Consider the following 19,276-nt stretch of genomic DNA (forward strand, 5'->3'; position numbering starts at 1 on the left):
ATTGCCACCATTACAAAGGTCTTATAAATAATTTACAAATGTATGAGATAAACCCATTCCAGAAAAAATAGACAACTATCAGAAACAAAATAGTTTTTTAAGGTACAACATAAGGGGTAATAATCATGATAAATACGTTTGTTAAAAAATCAGCCTGTTGACACCGGCTCATGCTGCCGGGCTAATTTAAACCAAAATACTGTGCCTTTCCCTGCTGCAGAGCTAAAACCAATCTGGCCATGATGATTTTCAATGATCTTTTTACATATCGCCAGGCCAAGCCCGGTGCCTTCTTTTGCCCGGCTGTCAGAGGAATCAGCCTGCGAAAACTTACCAAAGATATGTTTTTGAAATTCAGCAGGAATACCGCTGCCAAAATCTTCAACTTCAAATCTTATGCTTTGCGGCACCTCAATCAGGCGCACTATTACCACACCTTGCTCCGCTGAAAACTTCACCGCATTGGAAATAAGGTTATCAATAACCTGTCTTAACCTCAGTGCATCTGCTTCTACCCATAACGGGTAGTCCTGCTCTGATGCCAGTTGCAGTTCAACCTGATAACGGCTGGCATAAGGCTGCATGGCATTAATGGCATGACGGGTCAGTGCGGTAATATCCAAACGGGTGATATTCAGCGTAAAGGTACCAGCAGCGAATTTTTGTAAATCCAGCAGATCGTTAATCAAATGTGCCAGCCGCTCACTGTTAGCCTGAGCCGTTTGCAGCATCTCCTGATATAGTGCCGAATCAGCAGTAACCACCTTTTGCGTAATCAGCCCTATGGCGCCTCTTATCGCGGTAAGCGGTGTACGCAGTTCATGGCTGACTGTAGCAATAAACTCATCCTTTAGCTTATCAAGCAATTTCAGCTCCTGATTGGTTTTAGCCAGCTCATCCAGACTGCGTTCTAATTGCCGGGTACGTAGTGATAACGTAACCGAACTTTCTTCCAGTGCCCGGGTTCGTTCGGCAACCCGGGTTTCCAGCACGGTTTGAGCCTTAGCTTTATTTTCTACCGCAGCCTGCAGCAAGCGGTTTATTTGCCTGACATGGCGTAAACGATACTGATGCATCAGCCACAACAACAGGCTTACAAGTGCAACAAGCGAATACAGTACCCAGCTTTGCTGCCACCAATGCGGCATAACATTTAAGGTAGCCACTTTTACCGGCTCACTGAAAACACCATGATTATTAGAGGCTTTCAGCCACAATGAGTAGGTGCCCACCGGCAAGTTTGCGTAAAAGGCGCTATTGCGTTCATTTGCAATAACCCATTTTTTATCAATACCTTCAAGCTGGTACTGAAACTGATTACGCTGCGGGTCCTGATAATCCAAGGCGCTGAATTCAAAATTCATCGTATGCTGATCCGCCGATAAATTAATCATCTTCCAGGGCTGCTTATGTGGTTTAGTGTGCAATTGCTGATAATCAATAACCAATGCGGATAATACAGGGTCTGGCACTTTCTGGTTATTTTGCAACTGGTCAGGCTTTACCACTATCAACCCAGCAATAGCACCAAATAAAACACTACTGTCATCCGCAATTACCGCATTGGTATTTAATTCAGAACTTATCATACCGTCATTACGGTTATAGTGAATAAAATGCAACTGGCCAGCCAGCCTCAGCGCCAGGCCCTTCGGGGTCATCACCCATAGTTGCTGATCTTGTTGTAACACTCCCAAAATATCGTTGTCAGGTAAGCTGTCTTGTGTTGTCAGTAACTGCTGCTCAGTTGTTGCCAGATTTATCAGTAATAGCCCATCACGGGTACAAACTGCCAATACAGCGGCGTGTTCACTGACACAGTTGACATCGTTGTGGGGTAATTTTATACCTGATGTAGAATTGACAGTGTGCTGTGTGACTTTATCAGTGGCTAAATCGATCTGAAACAAACCGCTGTAACGTGTGGCGACCCAAAGCTGCTGCGAAGAGCCAACAAACAATTGCTGAACGGCATTGCCCACCATATTGTCTGACAGCTGCGTTAACCAACGTTTTGCCTGCTGCAGTTCAGGTTGCCAGGCTATAACACCCTCTCCCCACATACCCAGATAAAATCTGCCTGCGGCATCAATATGTAAATCTCTTACATTACGGTTAACGACGTTAGCCAGCTCGAATGGTTCATCGGTTTTTAGCAGCTCTGCCGTACCGTTGTATTTTAGTAAACCTGTATCAGAGGCAATATAAACCTCGCTCTGCGGTGTAGCAGCGATGGCGTTAACTCTACTACCTGTGCTGAAAAACTGAAAATCTCCGGTTGGCAAGGTAATGCGGTATACACCATTTGAGCTGCCAAGCCACAGTGCATCGGGTTGTTTATATATAGCCGTAACAGAAAATCTTTTGTGCTCACCAAGTGCCCTGGAAAAAGCGTTGATGCCATCAAATGCTCTACTGGATAAAATATTGCGAAACAAGCCACTTTCCCGCGAACCCAGCCACAGCACACCGGAGTTATCCTGCAAAATACTGCGTACATTAACATTACCTAATTCGGCCTTTTTTATGCTCTGCCCGGCCTGATGAGTTGGCGAGACACGATACAAACCACTATAACTACCGGCTAATAACTCAGCAGTGCTGTCGTCAACTGACAGTATGTTAATTAAAGGCTCTGCCTCACCATATAAAGCCAAAGATACCTGCTCAAACTGAAGCCGTTGCCGGTTAAACAAAAACAGCCCTTGCCGGCTGCCAACCCACAGCTGTTGCCCTAAAGCATAAACCGCGCGGATTTCGTTATCACGGCTAAAATTACCGGGCGCAGAGTGCTCTTTATGGTTAACTAACTTATAGACAGGGCTTAAACCTTTGTCTGGCTGCCAGCTGTGTAAACCGGCGGCGGTACCAACCCAAATCACCCCGTCAGATGACTGGGTTAAACTCCAGACCCGCTGATCTGCCAATGCCTGTTCAGCCCCGTCCTGGCCAATATTGGTGATCTGAAACTGCGTATTAATACGGCTTAAACCCGATGTCGTGCCCACCCAGATGTTACCGTCCGCGTCTTGCAATAAGCCCTGGATCTGGTTTCCGGCCAGCCCGTTTTCACGGGTATAGCGTGTTAACTCTCCGGTTTGTGCATCCAGCCTTGATAGCCCAAGGCCCCAGGTACCGGCCCAGATATTATCGGCATTATCAATCAGTACCACTCCTACATCAGGTGTCTGGTGGCTGCGTAACTCGGCAGCAGTGAGTACTGCAAACTCAACAAAGCGGTAGCCGTCGTAGCGCAATAAACCCGAATTAGTAGAACCCAGCCATATAAAACCGGTGCTATCTTGTTTAATACTGTAGATAGTGGCATTGGGCAAACCGTCGTCAACACCGATACGAACGTAATGCTGTTCAGCCGACGCGCCGGCGCAATACGCCAGCAACACCATCAAACAACGTACAATGAAAACCATCCCTATTTTCTGACAGTGCAAAATGCCCCCGATAATTTCTGACGCCCAAGCCGTTAATATTAAAGTAGTTAAAGTATGCGGTACGAACTAACCATAGCATAGCAAGCCAGGCTTTACAGTGCGACGCAGATTAAATCTCAGGTGCTACTTTCGCTTGGGGTTGCATTCTTTTAAAATCGTCGCCATTACCGCTGTTAATTATGTTGTTTCCGGAGAAATTCATGTCTGATGTTAAACACAGCCGCCTGCTTATTTTAGGTTCAGGCCCTGCTGGCTATACTGCTGCGGTTTATGCTGCCCGCGCTAACCTGAAACCGGTTTTAATTACCGGTATGCAACAAGGTGGCCAGCTTACCACGACTACTGAGGTAGAAAACTGGCCGGGCGATGCGCATGGTTTAACCGGCCCGGCTTTAATGGACCGTATGCGTCAACACGCCGAAACCTTTAATACTGAAATTGTATTTGATCATATTCACACGGTAAATCTGCAGCAACGGCCTTTTATGCTTACCGGTGATAACGCCGTTTATAGCTGCGATGCACTGATTATCTGCACCGGTGCCTCAGCTAAATACCTTGGCCTGCCGTCAGAGCAGGCTTTCAGTGGCCGGGGGGTATCGGCCTGTGCAACCTGTGATGGCTTTTTCTACCGTAACCAGAAAGTTGCGGTAATAGGTGGTGGTAATACCGCCGTAGAAGAAGCATTATACCTATCCAATATTGCTGCTGAAGTACATTTAGTGCACCGGCGTGACAGCTTTAAAGCCGAGAAAATCCTGGTTGACCGTTTAATGGCTAAAGTAAACAGCGGCAATATCGTGCTGCACACTCACTGTGAACTGGGCGAAGTGCTGGGCGACGATATGGGTGTAACCGGCGTACGGTTAACCTCAACCAAAGGCGAAGCCGATAAAGACCTGGCATTACAGGGCGTATTTATTGCCATTGGTCATAAACCCAATACCGACATTTTTGCCGGACAACTGGAGATGAATGGCGGCTACCTGAAAGTACAAAGCGGTACTGAAGGCAATGCTACGCAAACCAGTATTGCCGGCGTATTCGCTGCCGGTGATGTGTCGGATCACATTTACCGTCAGGCTATTACCTCTGCCGGTACCGGTTGTATGGCCGCGCTGGATGCCGAACGTTATCTGGATGCGCTGAACAAGTAAACAGGTTGTACTGTGACCATTTATTTGCCAGAGCTGTCAGCAAACGATGTCAGCTTTCCTGCGTTGCATCGTGCGCTGGCCGAGCCTGACGGCTTGCTGGCAATGGGCGGAGATTTATCTGCGCCCCGCCTTATCAATGCTTATGCAAATGGTATTTTTCCCTGGTTTAGTGAAGGCGATCCACTGTTATGGTGGAGCCCGTCTGTCCGCGCCGCTTTTGCTCCCGACAGCCTTAAACTAAACCGCACACTAAGAAAACAGATTAAGCGCCATCAGCTACGCTTTAGTATCAATACTGCGTTTACACAGGTTATAACCGAATGCGCAGCCCCCAGAGCACGCCAACCCGCTACCTGGATCCTGCCGCAAATGCAGCAGGCCTATCTGCAATTACACTTACAGGGGCACGCCCACAGTATTGAAGTGTGGCAACAGGAGCGTTTAGTTGGTGGCTTATACGGCGTGCTGGTTGGCAGCCTGTTTTGTGGTGAGTCAATGTTTAACCGGCTGCCGGACACAGCCAAACTGGCGTTAGTTGCCCTGCAGCAACATCTACAGCAGGTTGCACCGGGTTGGATTGATTGCCAGTTACCTAATCCGTTTCTTATGCAGTTGGGAGCAAAAGAGATGTCACGTAATAACTATGTACAGCTGCTAAAGCAATACCGCCAGCAGTTAACGCCGCCATCGCACTGGCAAGCCCGCGCTATCGAACTGGATAGTGCAGATGCATGAGCTTCGTTTTGGCCTTACCGCCCCAGCCCCATGCAGCTATCTGGAAGCGCAGCAGGAGCAACTGGTGTTTTTGCTGCCTGAGCAGCCTGTTAGTGCAGCACTGTATCAGCAATTGCTTGAGCTTAATTTTCGTCGCAGCGGTGAGCAGGTTTACACCCCGCACTGCCCGGCCTGCCGTGCCTGCGAGTCAGTACGTATTAACCCTACAGCTTTTAATGCCAGCCGTAGCCAGCGCCGTTTGCTTAATAAAGCACAGCGCATCAATTGGCAATACAAACTGTGTACCGATGCCAGCACACATTATTATCCGCTATTTGCCGCTTATATCTGCCATAAACATACTGATGGTAATATGTATCCGCCCGATAAGGCTCAACTGGATTCTATGTTAAATTGCTCATGGCTAAAAGTACGTTATCTGGAACAATATTATCAACAGCAATTAGTAGCAGTAACGATTGTTGATGAAACAACCGATGCTTATTCGGCGGTATATACTTTTTTTCATCCCGATGTCAGTGCGCTCTCTCCCGGTATTTTAGCTGTATTGTATTTATTGCAATGTGCCGGGCGGGATCAGAAAAACTGGGTATATCTGGGCTATCAGATCAATAGCTGTCAGAAAATGGCCTATAAAGCCGCTTTTTTGCCACAACAACGCTTTATTCAGGGGCAATGGCATTCATTTGGCTAAAAAAGCGCTTGTTGCTTTACTTATGCCGATGATTTCGGCACAATCTGCGCAGTTTTTTTATGGTTCACCCAATATTAAGAGGCAAGTACGCTGAATGGCGAAGGAAGACGTAATTGAAATGCAAGGTACCATTTTGGATACCCTGCCAAATACCATGTTCAAAGTTGAACTGGAAAACGGCCATGTCGTTATCGCTCACATCTCAGGTAAAATGCGTAAAAACTATATCCGTATTTTAACCGGCGATAAAGTAACCGTAGAATTAACACCATACGACTTAACTAAAGGCCGTATCGTGTTCCGCCAGCGCTAAGCCGGCTTTTGCATTACGCCAGATAAAACAAACCCGGCCTTGGCCGGGTTTACTGTTTTGTTTTACCGCTGAGCTTCCCGGCGTTAATCTGCCAGTGCTGCTTCTTCTGTGGTTTGATACGCAAAGCTTAGCTGGCCATCAACCAGATCTACCCGCACATCCCCGCCATGCAGTAAACGGCCGAACAGAATTTCATTCGCCAGCGGCTTTTTCAGCTGCTCCTGAATAACCCTGGCCATTGGCCGCGCGCCCATAGCATGGTCGTAACCTTTATCAGCCAGCCATTGCCGTGCTGCACTGCTTAGCTCCATTGATACCTGCTTTTTATCCAGCTGTACCTGTAAATCACAGATAAACTTATCAACAATTTGCAGGATAATGTCTGCCGCCAGGTGCTGAAACCAGATAATACCATCAAGCCGGTTTCTGAACTCAGGGCTAAAGGTACGGTTAATTTCTGACAACGCATCATGGCTATGATCCTGCTGTTTAAAGCCAATCGACTTACGAATGGTTTCCTGTACACCGGCATTAGTGGTCATTACCAGTACTACATTACGAAAATCAATCTTGCGGCCGTTATTATCGGTTAAAGTACCGTGGTCCATCACCTGCAGCAGAATATTATAAATATCGCTGTGGGCTTTTTCGATTTCATCCAGCAATACCACAGAATACGGGTGTTTTGATACGGCATCAGTCAGTAAACCGCCCTGCTCAAAACCGACATAGCCTGGTGGTGCGCCAATTAAACGGCTGATAGCATGGCGCTCCATATATTCCGACATATCAAACCGCAGCAGTTCTACTCCCAATGCCTTAGCCAGTTGCTTGGTTACCTCCGTTTTACCCACCCCGGTAGGGCCGGCAAACAGGAAGTTCCCTATTGGTTTTTCTTCGTTACCAAGACCTGAACGCGATAAACGGATAGCCGATGTCAGTACTTCAATAGGTTCGTTCTGGCCAAACACCACCAGTTTTAAATTGCGGTCTAAATTTGCCAGCACATCTTTATCTGATGCCGATACCGACTTCTCCGGAATACGCGCCATTTTAGCAATCACATGCTCAATCTCCGGCACATTGATCACTTTTTTACGCTTAGATACCGGCAATAAGCGTTGGCTGGCACCGGCTTCATCTATTACATCAATGGCCTTATCCGGTAAATGACGCTCATTAATATATTTAGCCGATAACTCAGCCGCAGCACGAATGGCCTTTTGCGTATAACGCACATTGTGATGCTGCTCGTAGCGCTCTTTTAAACCGAGCAAAATCCGGGTGGTATCTTCTACACTCGGCTCAGCCACATCAATTTTCTGGAAGCGGCGCACCAGTGCCGTGTCTTTCTCAAAAATGCTTTTAAACTCCTGATACGTGGTAGAGCCCATACAACGTAAACGTCCGCTGGACAACAAGGGTTTAATCAGATTACTGGCATCCATTACACCACCGGAGGCCGCACCGGCACCGATGACTGTATGAATTTCATCAATAAATAAAACCGCGTCTTTTTCCCGCTCCAGCTCTTTTAGCAAAGACTTCAGCCGTTTTTCAAAATCACCGCGGTACTTGGTACCCGCCAGCAGAGCGCCCATATCCAGCGAGTAAATCGTGGCATTGGCAATAACGTCCGGTACTTCTTTGTGCACAATTCGATACGCCAAACCTTCGGCAATAGCGGTTTTACCTACACCAGCCTCACCTACCAGCAGCGGGTTATTTTTCTTACGGCGGCACAATACCTGGATAGCCCGCTCAACTTCATGCTCACGGCCAATCAATGGGTCAATCTGGCCGTTCTTCGCCTGAATATTCAAATTGGCGGTAAAGTTTTCCAGATACTTGCTATCGTCGCTCAGCGTTTCGCCTGCTTCTTCTGCGGTATGTTCATCATGTTGTTCTAACTTTTCAGTTTTGGTTACACCATGCGAAATAAAATTCACTACATCCAGGCGGCTAATATCAATTTTCTTCAGTAAATAAACCGCTTGTGACTCTTGCTCACTAAAAATGGCTACCAGTACATTGGCACCGGTTACCTCGGCCTTGCCGGATGATTGCACATGAAATACTGCACGCTGCAGTACCCGCTGAAAACCCAATGTAGGCTGAGTATCACGCTCCATTTCACCGTCGGGTAATACTGGCGTGGTTGAATCGATAAAGCTGCCCAGTTCCAGCCGCAGTTTCTCAATATTTGCGCCACAAGAGCGCAGCGCATCACCTGCTGCCGGGTTGTCAAGCAATGCCAGCAGCAAGTGTTCTACCGTCATATATTCATGACGGCGCTCACGCGCAAACCTGAAAGCCAAATTCAGAGTTAACTCAAGATCTTTATTTAACATACACCACTCCTAATCCACCTGAGTAACGACACCAGAATCATGCCAGGACTTACCTTAAGCGCGTTCCATGGTACAGAGCAGCGGGTGTTGATGCTCTTTCGCATACTGCGTAACCTGCTGCACTTTAGTTTCCGCAATTTCTGCGGTAAAAACGCCACATACCCCTCTACCTTCGTAATGTACTTTTAACATTACTTCAGTTGCCTGTTCATACTGCATATTAAAAAAACGGCTTAACACATCAATGACAAAATCCATCGGGGTGTAATCGTCGTTATGCAGCACCACCTTATACATCGGTGGCGGAGCCACACGTTGCCGTGTTAGTTCCTCTAAACCACCATGTTGTACATTACCTTCTTTATGTCCGCTCATAAACTATAGCCATGCCTGCGTATTCCATCAAAGGAGCTTTGAGTTAAATATTAGTGAAATTTCGTTTTAATTTTGCAAATAACTTGACTACATGGTCAAATTATCTACATTAGTTGTTGGGATCAATAACAATCCCGCTGATAAAGACTAAGAATACAGAATTTAGCTAACTTAGAGAAGGAAGTAAGTTGTATGGCTACCGGTAAAGTAAAATGGTTCAATAACGCCAAAGGATTTGGATTTATCCGCGAAGATGGCCGTGATGAAGACATCTTTGCTCATTATTCAACCATTAGTATGGATGGCTACCGCACGCTAAAGGCTGGACAAGATGTTGAATTTGACTTGTCTGAAGGCCCTAAAGGCTTACACGCTGTGAATATTAAACTGCCCGGCGATCTGACAGAATAATATATTTGCTTGGGTGTAACCTGACCGACAAAAAAGCAGGCATTACGCCTGCTTTTGCTTATCCGGCAGTTTATTACGCCTTAGCCAGTGCCTGGTTAAAGGTGTGGCTTGGCCGCATAGCTTTAGCTGCAAGCTGTGGGTTTGGCCGGTAGTAACCGCCAATATCTACTGCTTTACCCTGCGCACCATTAAGCTCGGCAACGATTGTAGCTTCCTGCTGTTGCAGCACGGTTGCCAGCTTGGCAAAACGGCTTTGTAACTCTGCATCAGCATTTTGCGCCGCTAAAGCCTCTGCCCAGTACAAAGCAAGGTAGAAGTGGCTGCCACGGTTATCCAGTTCGCCCAGTTTACGCCGTGGTGACTTATCATTATCAAGGAACTTGGCCGTTGCGCCGTCCAGTGCATCAGCCAGCACTTTAGCTTTGCGGTTGCCGGTAACCTGACTTAAATGCTCCAGTGAAGCCGCCAGTGCTAAAAACTCGCCCAGCGAATCCCAGCGTAAATAGTCTTCTTCGATAAACTGTTCAACGTGTTTAGGAGCAGAACCGCCAGCACCGGTTTCAAACAAACCACCACCATTCATTAACGGCACTACCGACAACATTTTAGCACTGGTACCCAGCTCTAAAATCGGGAATAAGTCGGTTAGGTAGTCACGCAGTACGTTACCGGTTACTGAAATAGTGTCCAACCCTTGTTTGATACGTTGCAGTGAAAAACGGGTTGCTTCAACCGGTGACAGGATCTGAACATCCAGCCCGCTGGTATCATGGTCTTGCAGATAGGCTTTTACCTTGGTAATCAACTGAGCATCATGTGCCCTGGCACTGTCTAACCAGAATACCGCAGGCGTATTACTTAAACGGGCGCGGTTTACAGCCAGTTTTACCCAATCGCGGATCGGTGCATCTTTTACCTGACACATACGCCAGATATCGCCCTGCTCTACGTTGTGCTCAAACACCACATCACCTTTGCTGTCTAATACCTGCACTTTACCGTCAGCAGCAATTTCAAAGGTTTTATCGTGTGAGCCATACTCTTCCGCTTTTTGCGCCATCAGGCCAACGTTTGGTACAGAGCCCATGGTGCGTGGGTCAAAGGCACCGTTTTTCTTACAAAAATCGATCGTTTCCTGATACACACCGGCGTAGCAACGATCCGGGATCATCGCTTTGGTATCTTTTAACTTGCCATCCGGGCCCCACATCTGGCCTGAACTGCGGATCATGGCCGGCATAGACGCATCGATAATAATATCGCTTGGAACATGCAGGTTAGTGATGCCTTTGTCTGAGTTCACCATCGCAAGTGCAGGCTGGGCAGCATAACAGGCTTTAATATCTGCCAGTACTTCGTCTTGCTTGGCCTGTGGCAGCGTGGCAACCTTGGCGAACATATCACCGGCACCGTTGTTAACATCAACACCCAGTTCAGCAAACAACGCGGCGTGTTTATCAAACACTGTTTTAAAGAACACCGTTACCGCATGGCCAAACATAATAGGGTCTGACACTTTCATCATAGTGGCTTTTAAATGCAGTGACAGCAATACGTCCTGCTGTTTAGCCGCAGCAATTTCGCGCTGATAAAAGTCGCGCAGTGCTTTTTTGCTCATAGTTGCCGCATCAATCACTTCAGCTGCCAGTACCGCAACTTTATCTTTTAACACTGATACAGTGCCATCTTTGGCAATATGCTGAATTTTCAGTGTGTCTGCGTTAGCAAAAGTGGCTGATTTTTCGCTGCCGTAAAAATCGCCCTGTGTCATATGAGCCACGTGGGAAGCCGAGGCAGCCGCCCAGGCACCCATGCTGTGTGGGTTTTTCTTCGCGTATTGTTTAACCGATGCCGGGGCGCGGCGATCAGAGTTACCTTCGCGCAACACCGGGTTAACCGCACTGCCCTTAATTTTATCGTAGCGCGCTTTAACGTCACGCTCTTGCTCAGTTTTGGCTTCTGCCGGATAGTCGGGTAAGACATAACCCAGTTGTTGCAGCTCTTTAATAGCGGCTTTTAACTGTGGAATAGAAGCACTGATATTCGGCAGTTTAATGATATTGGCTTCAGGCTGATTCGCCAGCTCGCCAAGTTCAGTCAGGGCGTCAGCAATGCGTTGTTCAGGTTTTAAGAAATCATGAAAGTTGGCAATAATACGGCCAGAAAGAGAAATATCACGGGTTTCTACCGCGATACCAGCCGCAGCAGAGAATGCCTGTACGATAGGCAATAACGAATAGGTGGCAAGTGCCGGAGCTTCGTCTGTTTCAGTGTAGATAATTTTTGCAATTTCGTTTGACATGTTAATTCCTGTAATGTGTTTGCGATCAGCTGGCTGATACTGGCCAGTTCGCACCTTCATCCGGGCGATGTTGATGTTTTAAACGCATTTGTTGCTAAGCGGCGGTAGTATAGCAGCATGACATTCAATAAAATAGGCAGCCGGATGCTATGAATTTCAGAGACAAAAATACAGTGAAACCGTTGCGTAGCAGGCAGAATTTGCAAAATAATCCATATACGAAAAAACGCAATACGACCAAGGTCGGACAGCCGGTGTTAGTGTTGTTCAACAAGCCGTTTGATGTACTGTGTCAGTTTACCGATAACAGTACCCCACCCCGCGCCACGCTGGCAGATTTTATCACTGTGCCTGATGTGTATGCTGCGGGCCGGCTTGACCGCGATAGCGAAGGGCTGCTGCTGCTTACTAACTGTGGTAAAACCCAGCATCAGATCAGCGATCCGAAACATAAAATGGCCAAAACCTACTGGGTGCAACTGGAGGGCAATATCAGCGATGACGCTCTGGCGCAATTAAGTGCAGGTGTACAGCTAAATGATGGCCCTACTTCACCGGCAATAGCGCAACGTTTGCCCGAGCCTGATGTCTGGCCACGCCAACCGCCGGTGCGCCAGCGTGCTACTATTCCAACCTGCTGGATAAGTCTGACCATTACCGAAGGCCGTAACCGTCAGGTAAGGCGGATGACTGCTGCGGTGGGCTTTCCCACATTGCGCTTAATCCGGGTACAAATTGGTGATTGGCATCTTAACCAGTTAGCACCAGGCCAATTTACCGTAACAGCGCTTAAATAAGGATACCGGCCACATTATGAGCAGAGATTTGCTACACCTTACCGTTGCTGCCATCGTCTGTTTTGAGCAAAAGTTTTTGCTGGTTGAGGAAAAAGACAAACTCACGGGGCAGCGTGTGCTTAACCAACCGGCAGGCCATGTTGAACAGAATGAAGATTTGCTTGGTGCAGTAAAACGCGAACTGTTAGAAGAAACCGGTTTGATACTTGAACCTAGTGCCTGGTTGGGAATTTCGCAGTTAAAAGCAGCGAATGGTCATCGCTATGTGCGGCTGAATATTGTATTTGAACCCAGCAGCCTGCCTGCACAGTACCAGCCACAAGACAGCGATATTCTGGCCTTGCACTGGTATAGTGCCAATGAGCTGTCACAGGCAGCCCTGCCGCTTAGAAGCCGTTTAGTCAGTGATGCTATCAGCTTATATACACAAGGGGTACGCTTGCCGTTATCGCTGATCCAACCAACGCGATAACATGCGCAGCAGATAAATTTGGTGTATAATCCGCGCCTTGTTTTTTTGGCCTTCAAAAGTGCAGTGTTATGCCAGATATCCGCTCAACTGATAGCTCCGCTAACAGCAGTAAAAAAGTCATCGTCGGTATGTCCGGCGGCGTAGACTCTTCCGTTTCAGCCTACCTGTTGCTACAACAGGGTTATCAGGTTGAAGGCCTGTTTATGAAAAACTGGGAAGAAGACGATAATGACGAATACTGTGCGGCAGCCGAAGATATGCGCGATGCACAGGCCGTTTGCGACAAACTGGGTATAGTGCTGCATAAAGTGAATTTTGCTGCAGAGTACTGGGACAATGTTTTTGAGTACTTTCTGGCTGAGTATAAAGCCGGTCGCACCCCTAACCCGGACATCATGTGCAACAAAGAAATTAAATTTAAAGCCTTTCTCGAGTTTGCTGCTGAAGCACTGGGAGCAGATTACATTGCCACCGGCCACTATGTGCAGCGCCGCTATGTAAACGGCCACTGGCAGCTATTACGCGGGCTGGATAACAACAAAGATCAAAGCTATTTCCTCTACACCATTGGCGAAGAGCATGTGGCACAAACACTGTTTCCGGTGGGCGAACTGGAAAAACCTGCAGTACGCGCCATTGCCGAGCAGCAGGGTTTAATAACCCACGATAAAAAAGACAGCACCGGTATTTGTTTTATTGGCGAGCGTAAATTCAAGGACTTTCTACAGCAATACTTGCCGGCACAGCCGGGTGATATCGTTTCGGTAGATGGCGACATTATCGGCCGCCATGAAGGCCTGATGTACCATACTCTGGGCCAGCGTAAAGGCCTGGGTATTGGCGGCCTGCGCGATGGTGGCGATGAACCCTGGTATGTGGTGGGTAAGAATCTGGATACCAACCAGCTAATTGTGGCTCAGGGCCATGATCATCCGGGGTTGTTATCTAAAGGTTTAATTGCTAACCAACTACACTGGACAGATCGCAAAGGCCCGCAACACACCTTGCGCTGTACAGTGAAAACCCGCTACCGCCAGACTGATATTGCCTGCAGCTTAACACCTCATGCCGACGGCACCGTTGAAGTGCACTTTGATACGCCGCAAAAAGCAGTAACGCCTGGCCAGTCGGCAGTATTTTATCTTGACGATGTTTGCCTTGGCGGCGGCATTATTGATGTGGCTCTGAACTGATATGCAATACTCTCTTTCAACACAAATTATCGCTTTAGCCGGCTTAACCCAGGCATTAAAGCTGGTACAAACGGTTGCCCGCAGTACCAATGTCGATAAAGACACCCTTAGCATAATGCTAAACAGCGTTGCTGTTGTCGATGCTGAAGAACCACTGCAAATATATGGTAATCAACCTGAAAACCTGAAAACCGGTTTGCAGCTTATTGTTGACCAGTTGGGCGACAAGCCACAAAAGGATGTCGAGCTGACACGCTATATTGTCGGCGTACTGGCGCTGGAACGTAAACTGAGTAAAACGCCGGCGAACCTGAAAAAGCTCGGCGATAAACTGCAGCACTTAGAGCGGCAGTTACAGCATTTCAGTATTACTGATGACAATATGCTGGCCAACCTGGCCGATATTTACTCTGACTGCATCAGCAGTTTAGGTGGCCGCATTCAGATCTATGGCCAGCCCGAATTACTTAAACTACCTGCCGTACAGCACAAAGTGCGGGCGCTGTTGCTAGCGGCTATCCGCTCCGCAGTATTATGGCGCCAGGCCGGTGGTAGCCGTCTTAATTTTATCTTTAAACGTCGCAAGCTGGTGGCACAAGCAAAAGACATGCTTGCGCAACTGCCCTCATCAAGCTTATAGGAGCCTGTATGCAACTGAATGCCCTAACCGCTATTTCTCCCGTTGACGGGCGCTATGGCAGCAAAACTGTAGATTTACGCAACTACTTCAGTGAGTTTGGCTTAATTAAGTACCGCGTGATGGTAGAAGTGCGCTGGTTACAACAACTTGCCGCCACAACACAAATTGCTGAAGTGCCGGCCTTGTCTGCCGAAGCTAACCGTGTCCTGAATGACATTGTCGACAATTTCAGCTTAAGCGATGCTGAGCGGGTAAAAGAAATTGAACGCACCACCAACCACGATGTTAAAGCGGTTGAGTATCTGTTAAAGGAAAAAGTGGCTGCAAATGCAGAACTCGCTGCCATCAGTGAATTTATCCACTTTGCCTGTACCTCGGAAGATATCAACAACTTATCGCACGGCTTGATGTTAAGTGAAGCGCGCAGCAAGGTGTTGCTGCCACAATGCGATGCATTGTTAGAGGCCATTAAGCAGTTAGCTAATGAACATAAAACCGTGCCGATGATGGCGCGTACACATGGTCAGCCAGCCTCTCCTACCACCATGGGCAAAGAGATGGCTAACGTGTATATGCGCTTAAAGCGCCAGCGTGATCAGATTGCCGGTGTGGAAATTCTTGGCAAACTTAATGGTGCAGTAGGCAACTATAATGCGCACTTATCTGCATATCCGCAGCTTAACTGGCATCAGCTGTCAGAGCAGTTTGTTACCGGGTTGGGCCTGAGCTGGAACGCCTTTACCACCCAGATAGAACCGCATGACTATATCGCCGAACTGTTTGATGCAGTAGCACGCTTTAATACCATTTTGCTCGATTTTGATCGCGATGTTTGGGGTTATATTGCACTGGGCCACTTTAAACAGCGTACTATTGCCGGTGAAATTGGCTCATCTACCATGCCGCACAAAGTTAACCCAATCGACTTTGAAAACTCAGAGGGTAATCTGGGTATTGCCAATGCTTTGTTTAATCACCTTTCAGCTAAATTGCCGGTATCGCGTTGGCAACGTGACCTGACCGACTCTACCGTGCTGCGTAATCTGGGCATGGGTTTTGGTTATACGGTTATTGCCTACCAGGCCACGTTAAAAGGCATCAGCAAGCTGGAAGTAAACGAAACTAACCTGCGCGCTGAACTGTATGCTAACTGGGAATTACTGGCCGAGCCGGTTCAGACTGTTATGCGCAAATATGGCATTGAACAACCATATGAAAAGCTCAAAGAGTTAACCCGTGGCAAACGTATTAATCAGGCAGATTTACATCTGTTTATTGATAAACTGGCATTACCTGATCAGGTAAAAGAGCAGCTTAAGCAACTGACCCCCGCCAATTATATTGGTGCTGCGGTAGAAATAACCGCCACATTACAGTAGCAGGCTAACAACAAGGCGCTGAATTCAGCGCCTTTTTTCTCAGGAATATCAAATGTATCAATTAAATTTGGCTGAGCTTGGCATCACTGAATTTCTTAATGAATACTGGCAAAAAAAACCTCTGCTGATTAAAGGTGGTTTTAAACATTTTGCCGATCCGCTAACAGCCGATGAGCTGGCTGGCCTGGCACTGGAAGAAGATATTGAGTCACGCATAGTCAGTTGTGTAAATAAACAATGGGATATGCAAACCGGTCCGTTTGAAGATTTCTCTGTTTTTGGCGATAAAGACTGGACCTTACTGGTGCAAGCTGTTGATCACTGGCATCCAGAAGCTGCCAAGCTGCTCGACCCGTTTCGTTTTATTCCAAACTGGCGTATTGATGATTTAATGGTAAGTTTTTCAGCACCCGGCGGCGGTGTCGGCCCACATTTAGATCAGTACGATGTGTTTATTATTCAGGGTGAAGGCAAGCGCCACTGGCGTGTTGGTATGCCAGATGCCAGCCTGCAGCAATTATGCCCTCACCCACGTTTACTGCAGGTAAGTCCTTTTACTGCCTGCATTGACGTAATTACAGAGCCCGGCGATATTTTATATATTCCGCCTGGTTGCCCGCATGAGGGGATCAGCATTGAAAACAGCCTGAACTACTCTGTTGGTTTTCGCGCTCCGGCCCAAAAAGATCTGCTCACCGGTTTGGCCGATCACCTGATTGACCATGACATCACCGGTAAGCGTTTTACCGATGCCGGACGCAGCAGTGCGCAATCGGTTGGCGCTATTACGGATACCGATCTGAACAAGGTGCAGCAATTACTGCAGCAACTGGTAAGTGACAACACCATGTTGCCGCATTGGTTTGGCAATTTAATTACCCGCGCCAAACATGAGCTGGATTTAAACGAGCCCGATCCACACTACGGTGCCGATGAAATTGCTGAGTACCTTGACGAAGGTTCAGTGCTAAGCCGCACCGGCGGCCTGCGCTGCTGTTACTATCAGCAAGCCGCTGATAGCGATATTCTGCTGTTTATTAATGGTGAACAAATCACTCTGCCCGCCAATGAGTTGAGCACTGCACAATTACTGTGTGATTATACTGAGCTGTTATCAGAGCAGAACCTGCATTTTAACCAGTCAGCTGAGCGGCTGATGCTGTTAACCAGCTTAATTAACCAGGGCTACTGGTACTTTAGTGAGTAATCCGGCTGCGATATTTGGCTGCTGATAATAAAAAACCGCAGATAATGCGGTTTTTTATTATTCGTAAAGCAATAAATACAGTTAACTAACCGCTTCGGCCTGCCATAGCTGATCTTCGTTGAACATATCGTACAGGTTATGTGCGCGGTTAATCAGTAAATTGGCAAAATCCTGCTGGGTTTTATCTGTAATACCGGCATCAATAATCTGCTGGGCTTTTAACTGCCAGTGCATTGAAAATGCTCTTACCGCATCTCTGGCATTAGGGGCGGCAGAAAAAGCCAAATGATCAGTCGGCAGATCGCCGCTGATTACCCAATATGATTGTTTGTCCTTTGTATTTAACTTCCACACCGCCATATAAGGTGGCAAATAGCGGCTTTCTGACGCGGCAACATTGTCGGGTACAATACCTTTGCCAGCTAAATACTCGTTTGCTTTTTGAAACTGTGCCCTTACCCATTCAGCACGGGCTTGTTCAATTTGTTGCTGAGTTAACTGCTCACTCATTATAAAACTTCCTGCTTATAAATTTTTGCTACTTTAGGTGACTCGGCAGCGACAATCAAGTGTTGTCATACATTGTCGACAATTGCCTGGACTGACCAGATGTTTTTTTGGTTTGATTCTGGTGAAACCAGGGTTGAAATGTTACATTTCGCCGCGCAAAAATGCCGCCCTCAGTGCGGTCATTAACCAGGCATAATGGCCTGAATATTTCGGGCTATCAATAAACGGAGAAATCAGTCGTGGCCGTATTTAATCATTCTGAATTCGATAATCATGAACAGGTTGTGTTTTGCAGCGATGCAGAAACCGGTTTAAAAGCAATTATTGCTGTGCATAGCACTGCGCTTGGCCCGGCTGTAGGTGGCTGTCGCTTATGGGACTATGTTTCTGACGAAGCGGCTTTACATGATGTTCTGCGTTTATCCCGTGGTATGACTTACAAAAATGCCATGGCAGGTTTACCTTTAGGTGGTGGTAAATCCGTTATTATCGGTGATGCGAAGAAAATTAAATCCGAAGCCCTATTCCGTGCTTTTGGCAAAATGATCCACCGGCTGTCTGGCAGCTATTACAGTGCAGAAGACGTCAATATTACCACCGGCGATATTATGATCGTCAATAAAGAAACCCCTTTCGTTGCCGGCCTTGAAGGTAAAAGCGGCAACCCCGCTCCGTTTACCGCTTTGGGCACCTACCGTGGTATTAAAGCTGCGGCTAAACACCAGTTTGGCTCTGACGATTTAACCGGCAAAACAGTTGCAGTACAGGGCCTTGGCAGTGTGGGCTTCTATTTATGTGAACACCTGCATAAAGAAGGCGCTAAGTTAATTGTGACTGATATTAATCAGGATGCTGTACAGCGTGCTGTAAACCAGTTTGGCGCTGTTGCTGTAGGTCTGGATGAGATATATGCCGCAGATGCTGATATCTATGCCCCTTGCGCTTTAGGTGCCACTATTAACGACGATACCATTGTGCAGCTAAAAGCCCGTATTGTTGCCGGTTGTGCCAATAATCAGTTAAAAGAAGCCCGCCACGGTGATGTGTTGCGCCAGAAAGGTATTTTGTATGCTCCGGATTATGTTATTAACGCCGGTGGCATTATTAACGTAGCTTTTGAAATGCGGCCTCAGGGTTACAACGCAGATGAATCAACAGCAAAAGTAAACGCTATCTACGATACACTACTGAATATTTTCCAACGTGCTGATGCAGAAAACCAGCCTACCAGCCTGGTAGCTGACTTAATGGCGCAGGAGATTATCCGTCGCGGTAAGCAATAAGCCGT

17 protein-coding genes are annotated in these 19,276 nt (G+C 47.3%); 12 read left to right on the plus strand and 5 right to left on the minus strand.

Going from position 1 to position 19,276, the window contains the following annotated elements; all coding sequences use genetic code 11:
* Nucleotides 1–149: 149 nt before the first annotated feature.
* On the minus strand, nt 150–3,431 hold the full coding sequence (locus M2404_RS08190) for a sensor histidine kinase (RefSeq protein ID WP_259239235.1): 3,282 nt from the start codon (nt 3,429–3,431) through the stop codon (nt 150–152).
* A gap of 221 nt (nt 3,432–3,652) precedes the next feature.
* On the opposite strand from M2404_RS08190, the gene trxB reads away from it, so the two are divergent.
* The 4 genes from trxB (at nt 3,653) to infA (ending at nt 6,351) form a co-directional block, all read left to right on the plus strand.
* A complete protein-coding gene (trxB, locus tag M2404_RS08195; protein ID WP_259239236.1) occupies nt 3,653–4,609 on the plus strand; it encodes a thioredoxin-disulfide reductase in 957 nt (318 codons plus the stop codon).
* A gap of 12 nt (nt 4,610–4,621) precedes the next feature.
* Entirely contained in the window at nt 4,622–5,344 is a 723-nt protein-coding gene (gene aat, locus M2404_RS08200) for a leucyl/phenylalanyl-tRNA--protein transferase (RefSeq protein WP_259239237.1), read from the plus strand.
* The gene (locus M2404_RS08205; RefSeq protein WP_259239238.1) at nt 5,337–6,038 is read left to right on the plus strand and encodes an arginyltransferase; all 702 of its coding nucleotides are present in this window, start codon (nt 5,337–5,339) and stop codon (nt 6,036–6,038) included. Before aat ends, M2404_RS08205 begins: the two co-directional genes overlap by 8 nt.
* A 94-nt stretch (nt 6,039–6,132) precedes the next feature.
* Nucleotides 6,133–6,351: a translation initiation factor IF-1 gene (gene infA, locus M2404_RS08210; protein ID WP_008610216.1), complete on the plus strand. Its 219-nt coding sequence runs from the start codon at nt 6,133–6,135 to the stop codon at nt 6,349–6,351.
* A gap of 83 nt (nt 6,352–6,434) precedes the next feature.
* Here infA and clpA read toward each other — a convergent pair whose 3' ends face one another.
* On the minus strand, nt 6,435–8,702 hold the full coding sequence (clpA, locus tag M2404_RS08215) for an ATP-dependent Clp protease ATP-binding subunit ClpA (protein WP_259239239.1): 2,268 nt from the start codon (nt 8,700–8,702) through the stop codon (nt 6,435–6,437).
* Between the two features lie 54 nt (nt 8,703–8,756).
* Nucleotides 8,757–9,077, minus strand: a complete 321-nt coding sequence (gene clpS / locus M2404_RS08220; protein ID WP_259239240.1) for an ATP-dependent Clp protease adapter ClpS — start codon at nt 9,075–9,077, stop codon at nt 8,757–8,759.
* A gap of 192 nt (nt 9,078–9,269) precedes the next feature.
* Between clpS and cspD the strand changes: the two genes are divergently transcribed.
* Nucleotides 9,270–9,488: a cold shock domain-containing protein CspD gene (gene cspD, locus M2404_RS08225; RefSeq protein ID WP_068230786.1), complete on the plus strand. Its 219-nt coding sequence runs from the start codon at nt 9,270–9,272 to the stop codon at nt 9,486–9,488.
* A gap of 73 nt (nt 9,489–9,561) precedes the next feature.
* Here the strand turns inward: cspD and M2404_RS08230 are convergent, their stop codons facing one another.
* Nucleotides 9,562–11,790, minus strand: coding sequence for an NADP-dependent isocitrate dehydrogenase (locus M2404_RS08230; RefSeq protein ID WP_259239241.1), 2,229 nt, complete (start codon nt 11,788–11,790; stop codon nt 9,562–9,564).
* A 200-nt stretch (nt 11,791–11,990) separates the two neighbouring features.
* Here M2404_RS08230 and M2404_RS08235 point away from each other — a divergent pair, with 200 nt between their 5' ends.
* The 6 genes from M2404_RS08235 (at nt 11,991) to M2404_RS08260 (ending at nt 17,478) form a co-directional block, all read left to right on the plus strand.
* Nucleotides 11,991–12,587, plus strand: a complete 597-nt coding sequence (locus tag M2404_RS08235; RefSeq protein WP_405047776.1) for a pseudouridine synthase — start codon at nt 11,991–11,993, stop codon at nt 12,585–12,587.
* A 16-nt stretch (nt 12,588–12,603) separates the two neighbouring features.
* Nucleotides 12,604–13,059, plus strand: a complete 456-nt coding sequence (locus M2404_RS08240) for an NUDIX domain-containing protein (RefSeq protein ID WP_259239242.1) — start codon at nt 12,604–12,606, stop codon at nt 13,057–13,059.
* A 68-nt stretch (nt 13,060–13,127) separates the two neighbouring features.
* Nucleotides 13,128–14,252: a tRNA 2-thiouridine(34) synthase MnmA gene (gene mnmA / locus M2404_RS08245; RefSeq protein ID WP_259239243.1), complete on the plus strand. Its 1,125-nt coding sequence runs from the start codon at nt 13,128–13,130 to the stop codon at nt 14,250–14,252.
* Nucleotide 14,253: 1 nt separating this feature from the next.
* Entirely contained in the window at nt 14,254–14,892 is a 639-nt protein-coding gene (hflD, locus tag M2404_RS08250; RefSeq protein ID WP_259239244.1) for a high frequency lysogenization protein HflD, read from the plus strand.
* Between the two features lie 8 nt (nt 14,893–14,900).
* Nucleotides 14,901–16,271 carry an adenylosuccinate lyase gene (purB, locus tag M2404_RS08255; protein WP_259239246.1) on the plus strand — a complete coding sequence of 457 codons (1,371 nt, stop codon included), beginning with the start codon at nt 14,901–14,903 and terminating at the stop codon, nt 16,269–16,271.
* 52 nt (nt 16,272–16,323) lie between these two features.
* Nucleotides 16,324–17,478, plus strand: a complete 1,155-nt coding sequence (locus M2404_RS08260) for a ribosomal protein uL16 3-hydroxylase (protein ID WP_259239247.1) — start codon at nt 16,324–16,326, stop codon at nt 17,476–17,478.
* 81 nt (nt 17,479–17,559) lie between these two features.
* On the opposite strand, the gene M2404_RS08265 is transcribed toward M2404_RS08260, so the two are convergent.
* Entirely contained in the window at nt 17,560–17,988 is a 429-nt protein-coding gene (locus M2404_RS08265) for a DUF4826 family protein (protein ID WP_215397341.1), read from the minus strand.
* Between the two features lie 239 nt (nt 17,989–18,227).
* On the opposite strand from M2404_RS08265, the gene M2404_RS08270 reads away from it, so the two are divergent.
* On the plus strand, nt 18,228–19,271 hold the full coding sequence (locus M2404_RS08270) for a Leu/Phe/Val dehydrogenase (protein ID WP_259239248.1): 1,044 nt from the start codon (nt 18,228–18,230) through the stop codon (nt 19,269–19,271).
* Nucleotides 19,272–19,276: the final 5 nt, after the last annotated feature.

It is taken from the genome of Rheinheimera pacifica (assembly GCF_024809855.1).
Classification (GTDB): domain Bacteria; phylum Pseudomonadota; class Gammaproteobacteria; order Enterobacterales; family Alteromonadaceae; genus Alishewanella; species Alishewanella pacifica_A.

What these genes read in the sequence shown, in the direction of transcription:
- hflD (WP_259239244.1), top strand. Translation starts at nt 14,254, where the DNA reads ATGCAATACTCTCTTTCAACACAAATTATCGCTTTAGCCGGCTTAACC.
- M2404_RS08240 (WP_259239242.1), top strand. Translation starts at nt 12,604, where the DNA reads ATGAGCAGAGATTTGCTACACCTTACCGTTGCTGCCATCGTCTGTTTT.
- purB (WP_259239246.1), top strand. Translation starts at nt 14,901, where the DNA reads ATGCAACTGAATGCCCTAACCGCTATTTCTCCCGTTGACGGGCGCTAT.
- clpS (WP_259239240.1), bottom strand. Translation starts at nt 9,077, where the DNA reads ATGAGCGGACATAAAGAAGGTAATGTACAACATGGTGGTTTAGAGGAA.
- mnmA (WP_259239243.1), top strand. Translation starts at nt 13,128, where the DNA reads ATGCCAGATATCCGCTCAACTGATAGCTCCGCTAACAGCAGTAAAAAA.
- clpA (WP_259239239.1), bottom strand. Translation starts at nt 8,702, where the DNA reads ATGTTAAATAAAGATCTTGAGTTAACTCTGAATTTGGCTTTCAGGTTT.
- M2404_RS08230 (WP_259239241.1), bottom strand. Translation starts at nt 11,790, where the DNA reads ATGTCAAACGAAATTGCAAAAATTATCTACACTGAAACAGACGAAGCT.
- M2404_RS08205 (WP_259239238.1), top strand. Translation starts at nt 5,337, where the DNA reads ATGCATGAGCTTCGTTTTGGCCTTACCGCCCCAGCCCCATGCAGCTAT.
- infA (WP_008610216.1), top strand. Translation starts at nt 6,133, where the DNA reads ATGGCGAAGGAAGACGTAATTGAAATGCAAGGTACCATTTTGGATACC.
- M2404_RS08265 (WP_215397341.1), bottom strand. Translation starts at nt 17,988, where the DNA reads ATGAGTGAGCAGTTAACTCAGCAACAAATTGAACAAGCCCGTGCTGAA.
- cspD (WP_068230786.1), top strand. Translation starts at nt 9,270, where the DNA reads ATGGCTACCGGTAAAGTAAAATGGTTCAATAACGCCAAAGGATTTGGA.
- trxB (WP_259239236.1), top strand. Translation starts at nt 3,653, where the DNA reads ATGTCTGATGTTAAACACAGCCGCCTGCTTATTTTAGGTTCAGGCCCT.
- M2404_RS08190 (WP_259239235.1), bottom strand. Translation starts at nt 3,431, where the DNA reads ATGGTTTTCATTGTACGTTGTTTGATGGTGTTGCTGGCGTATTGCGCC.
- M2404_RS08260 (WP_259239247.1), top strand. Translation starts at nt 16,324, where the DNA reads ATGTATCAATTAAATTTGGCTGAGCTTGGCATCACTGAATTTCTTAAT.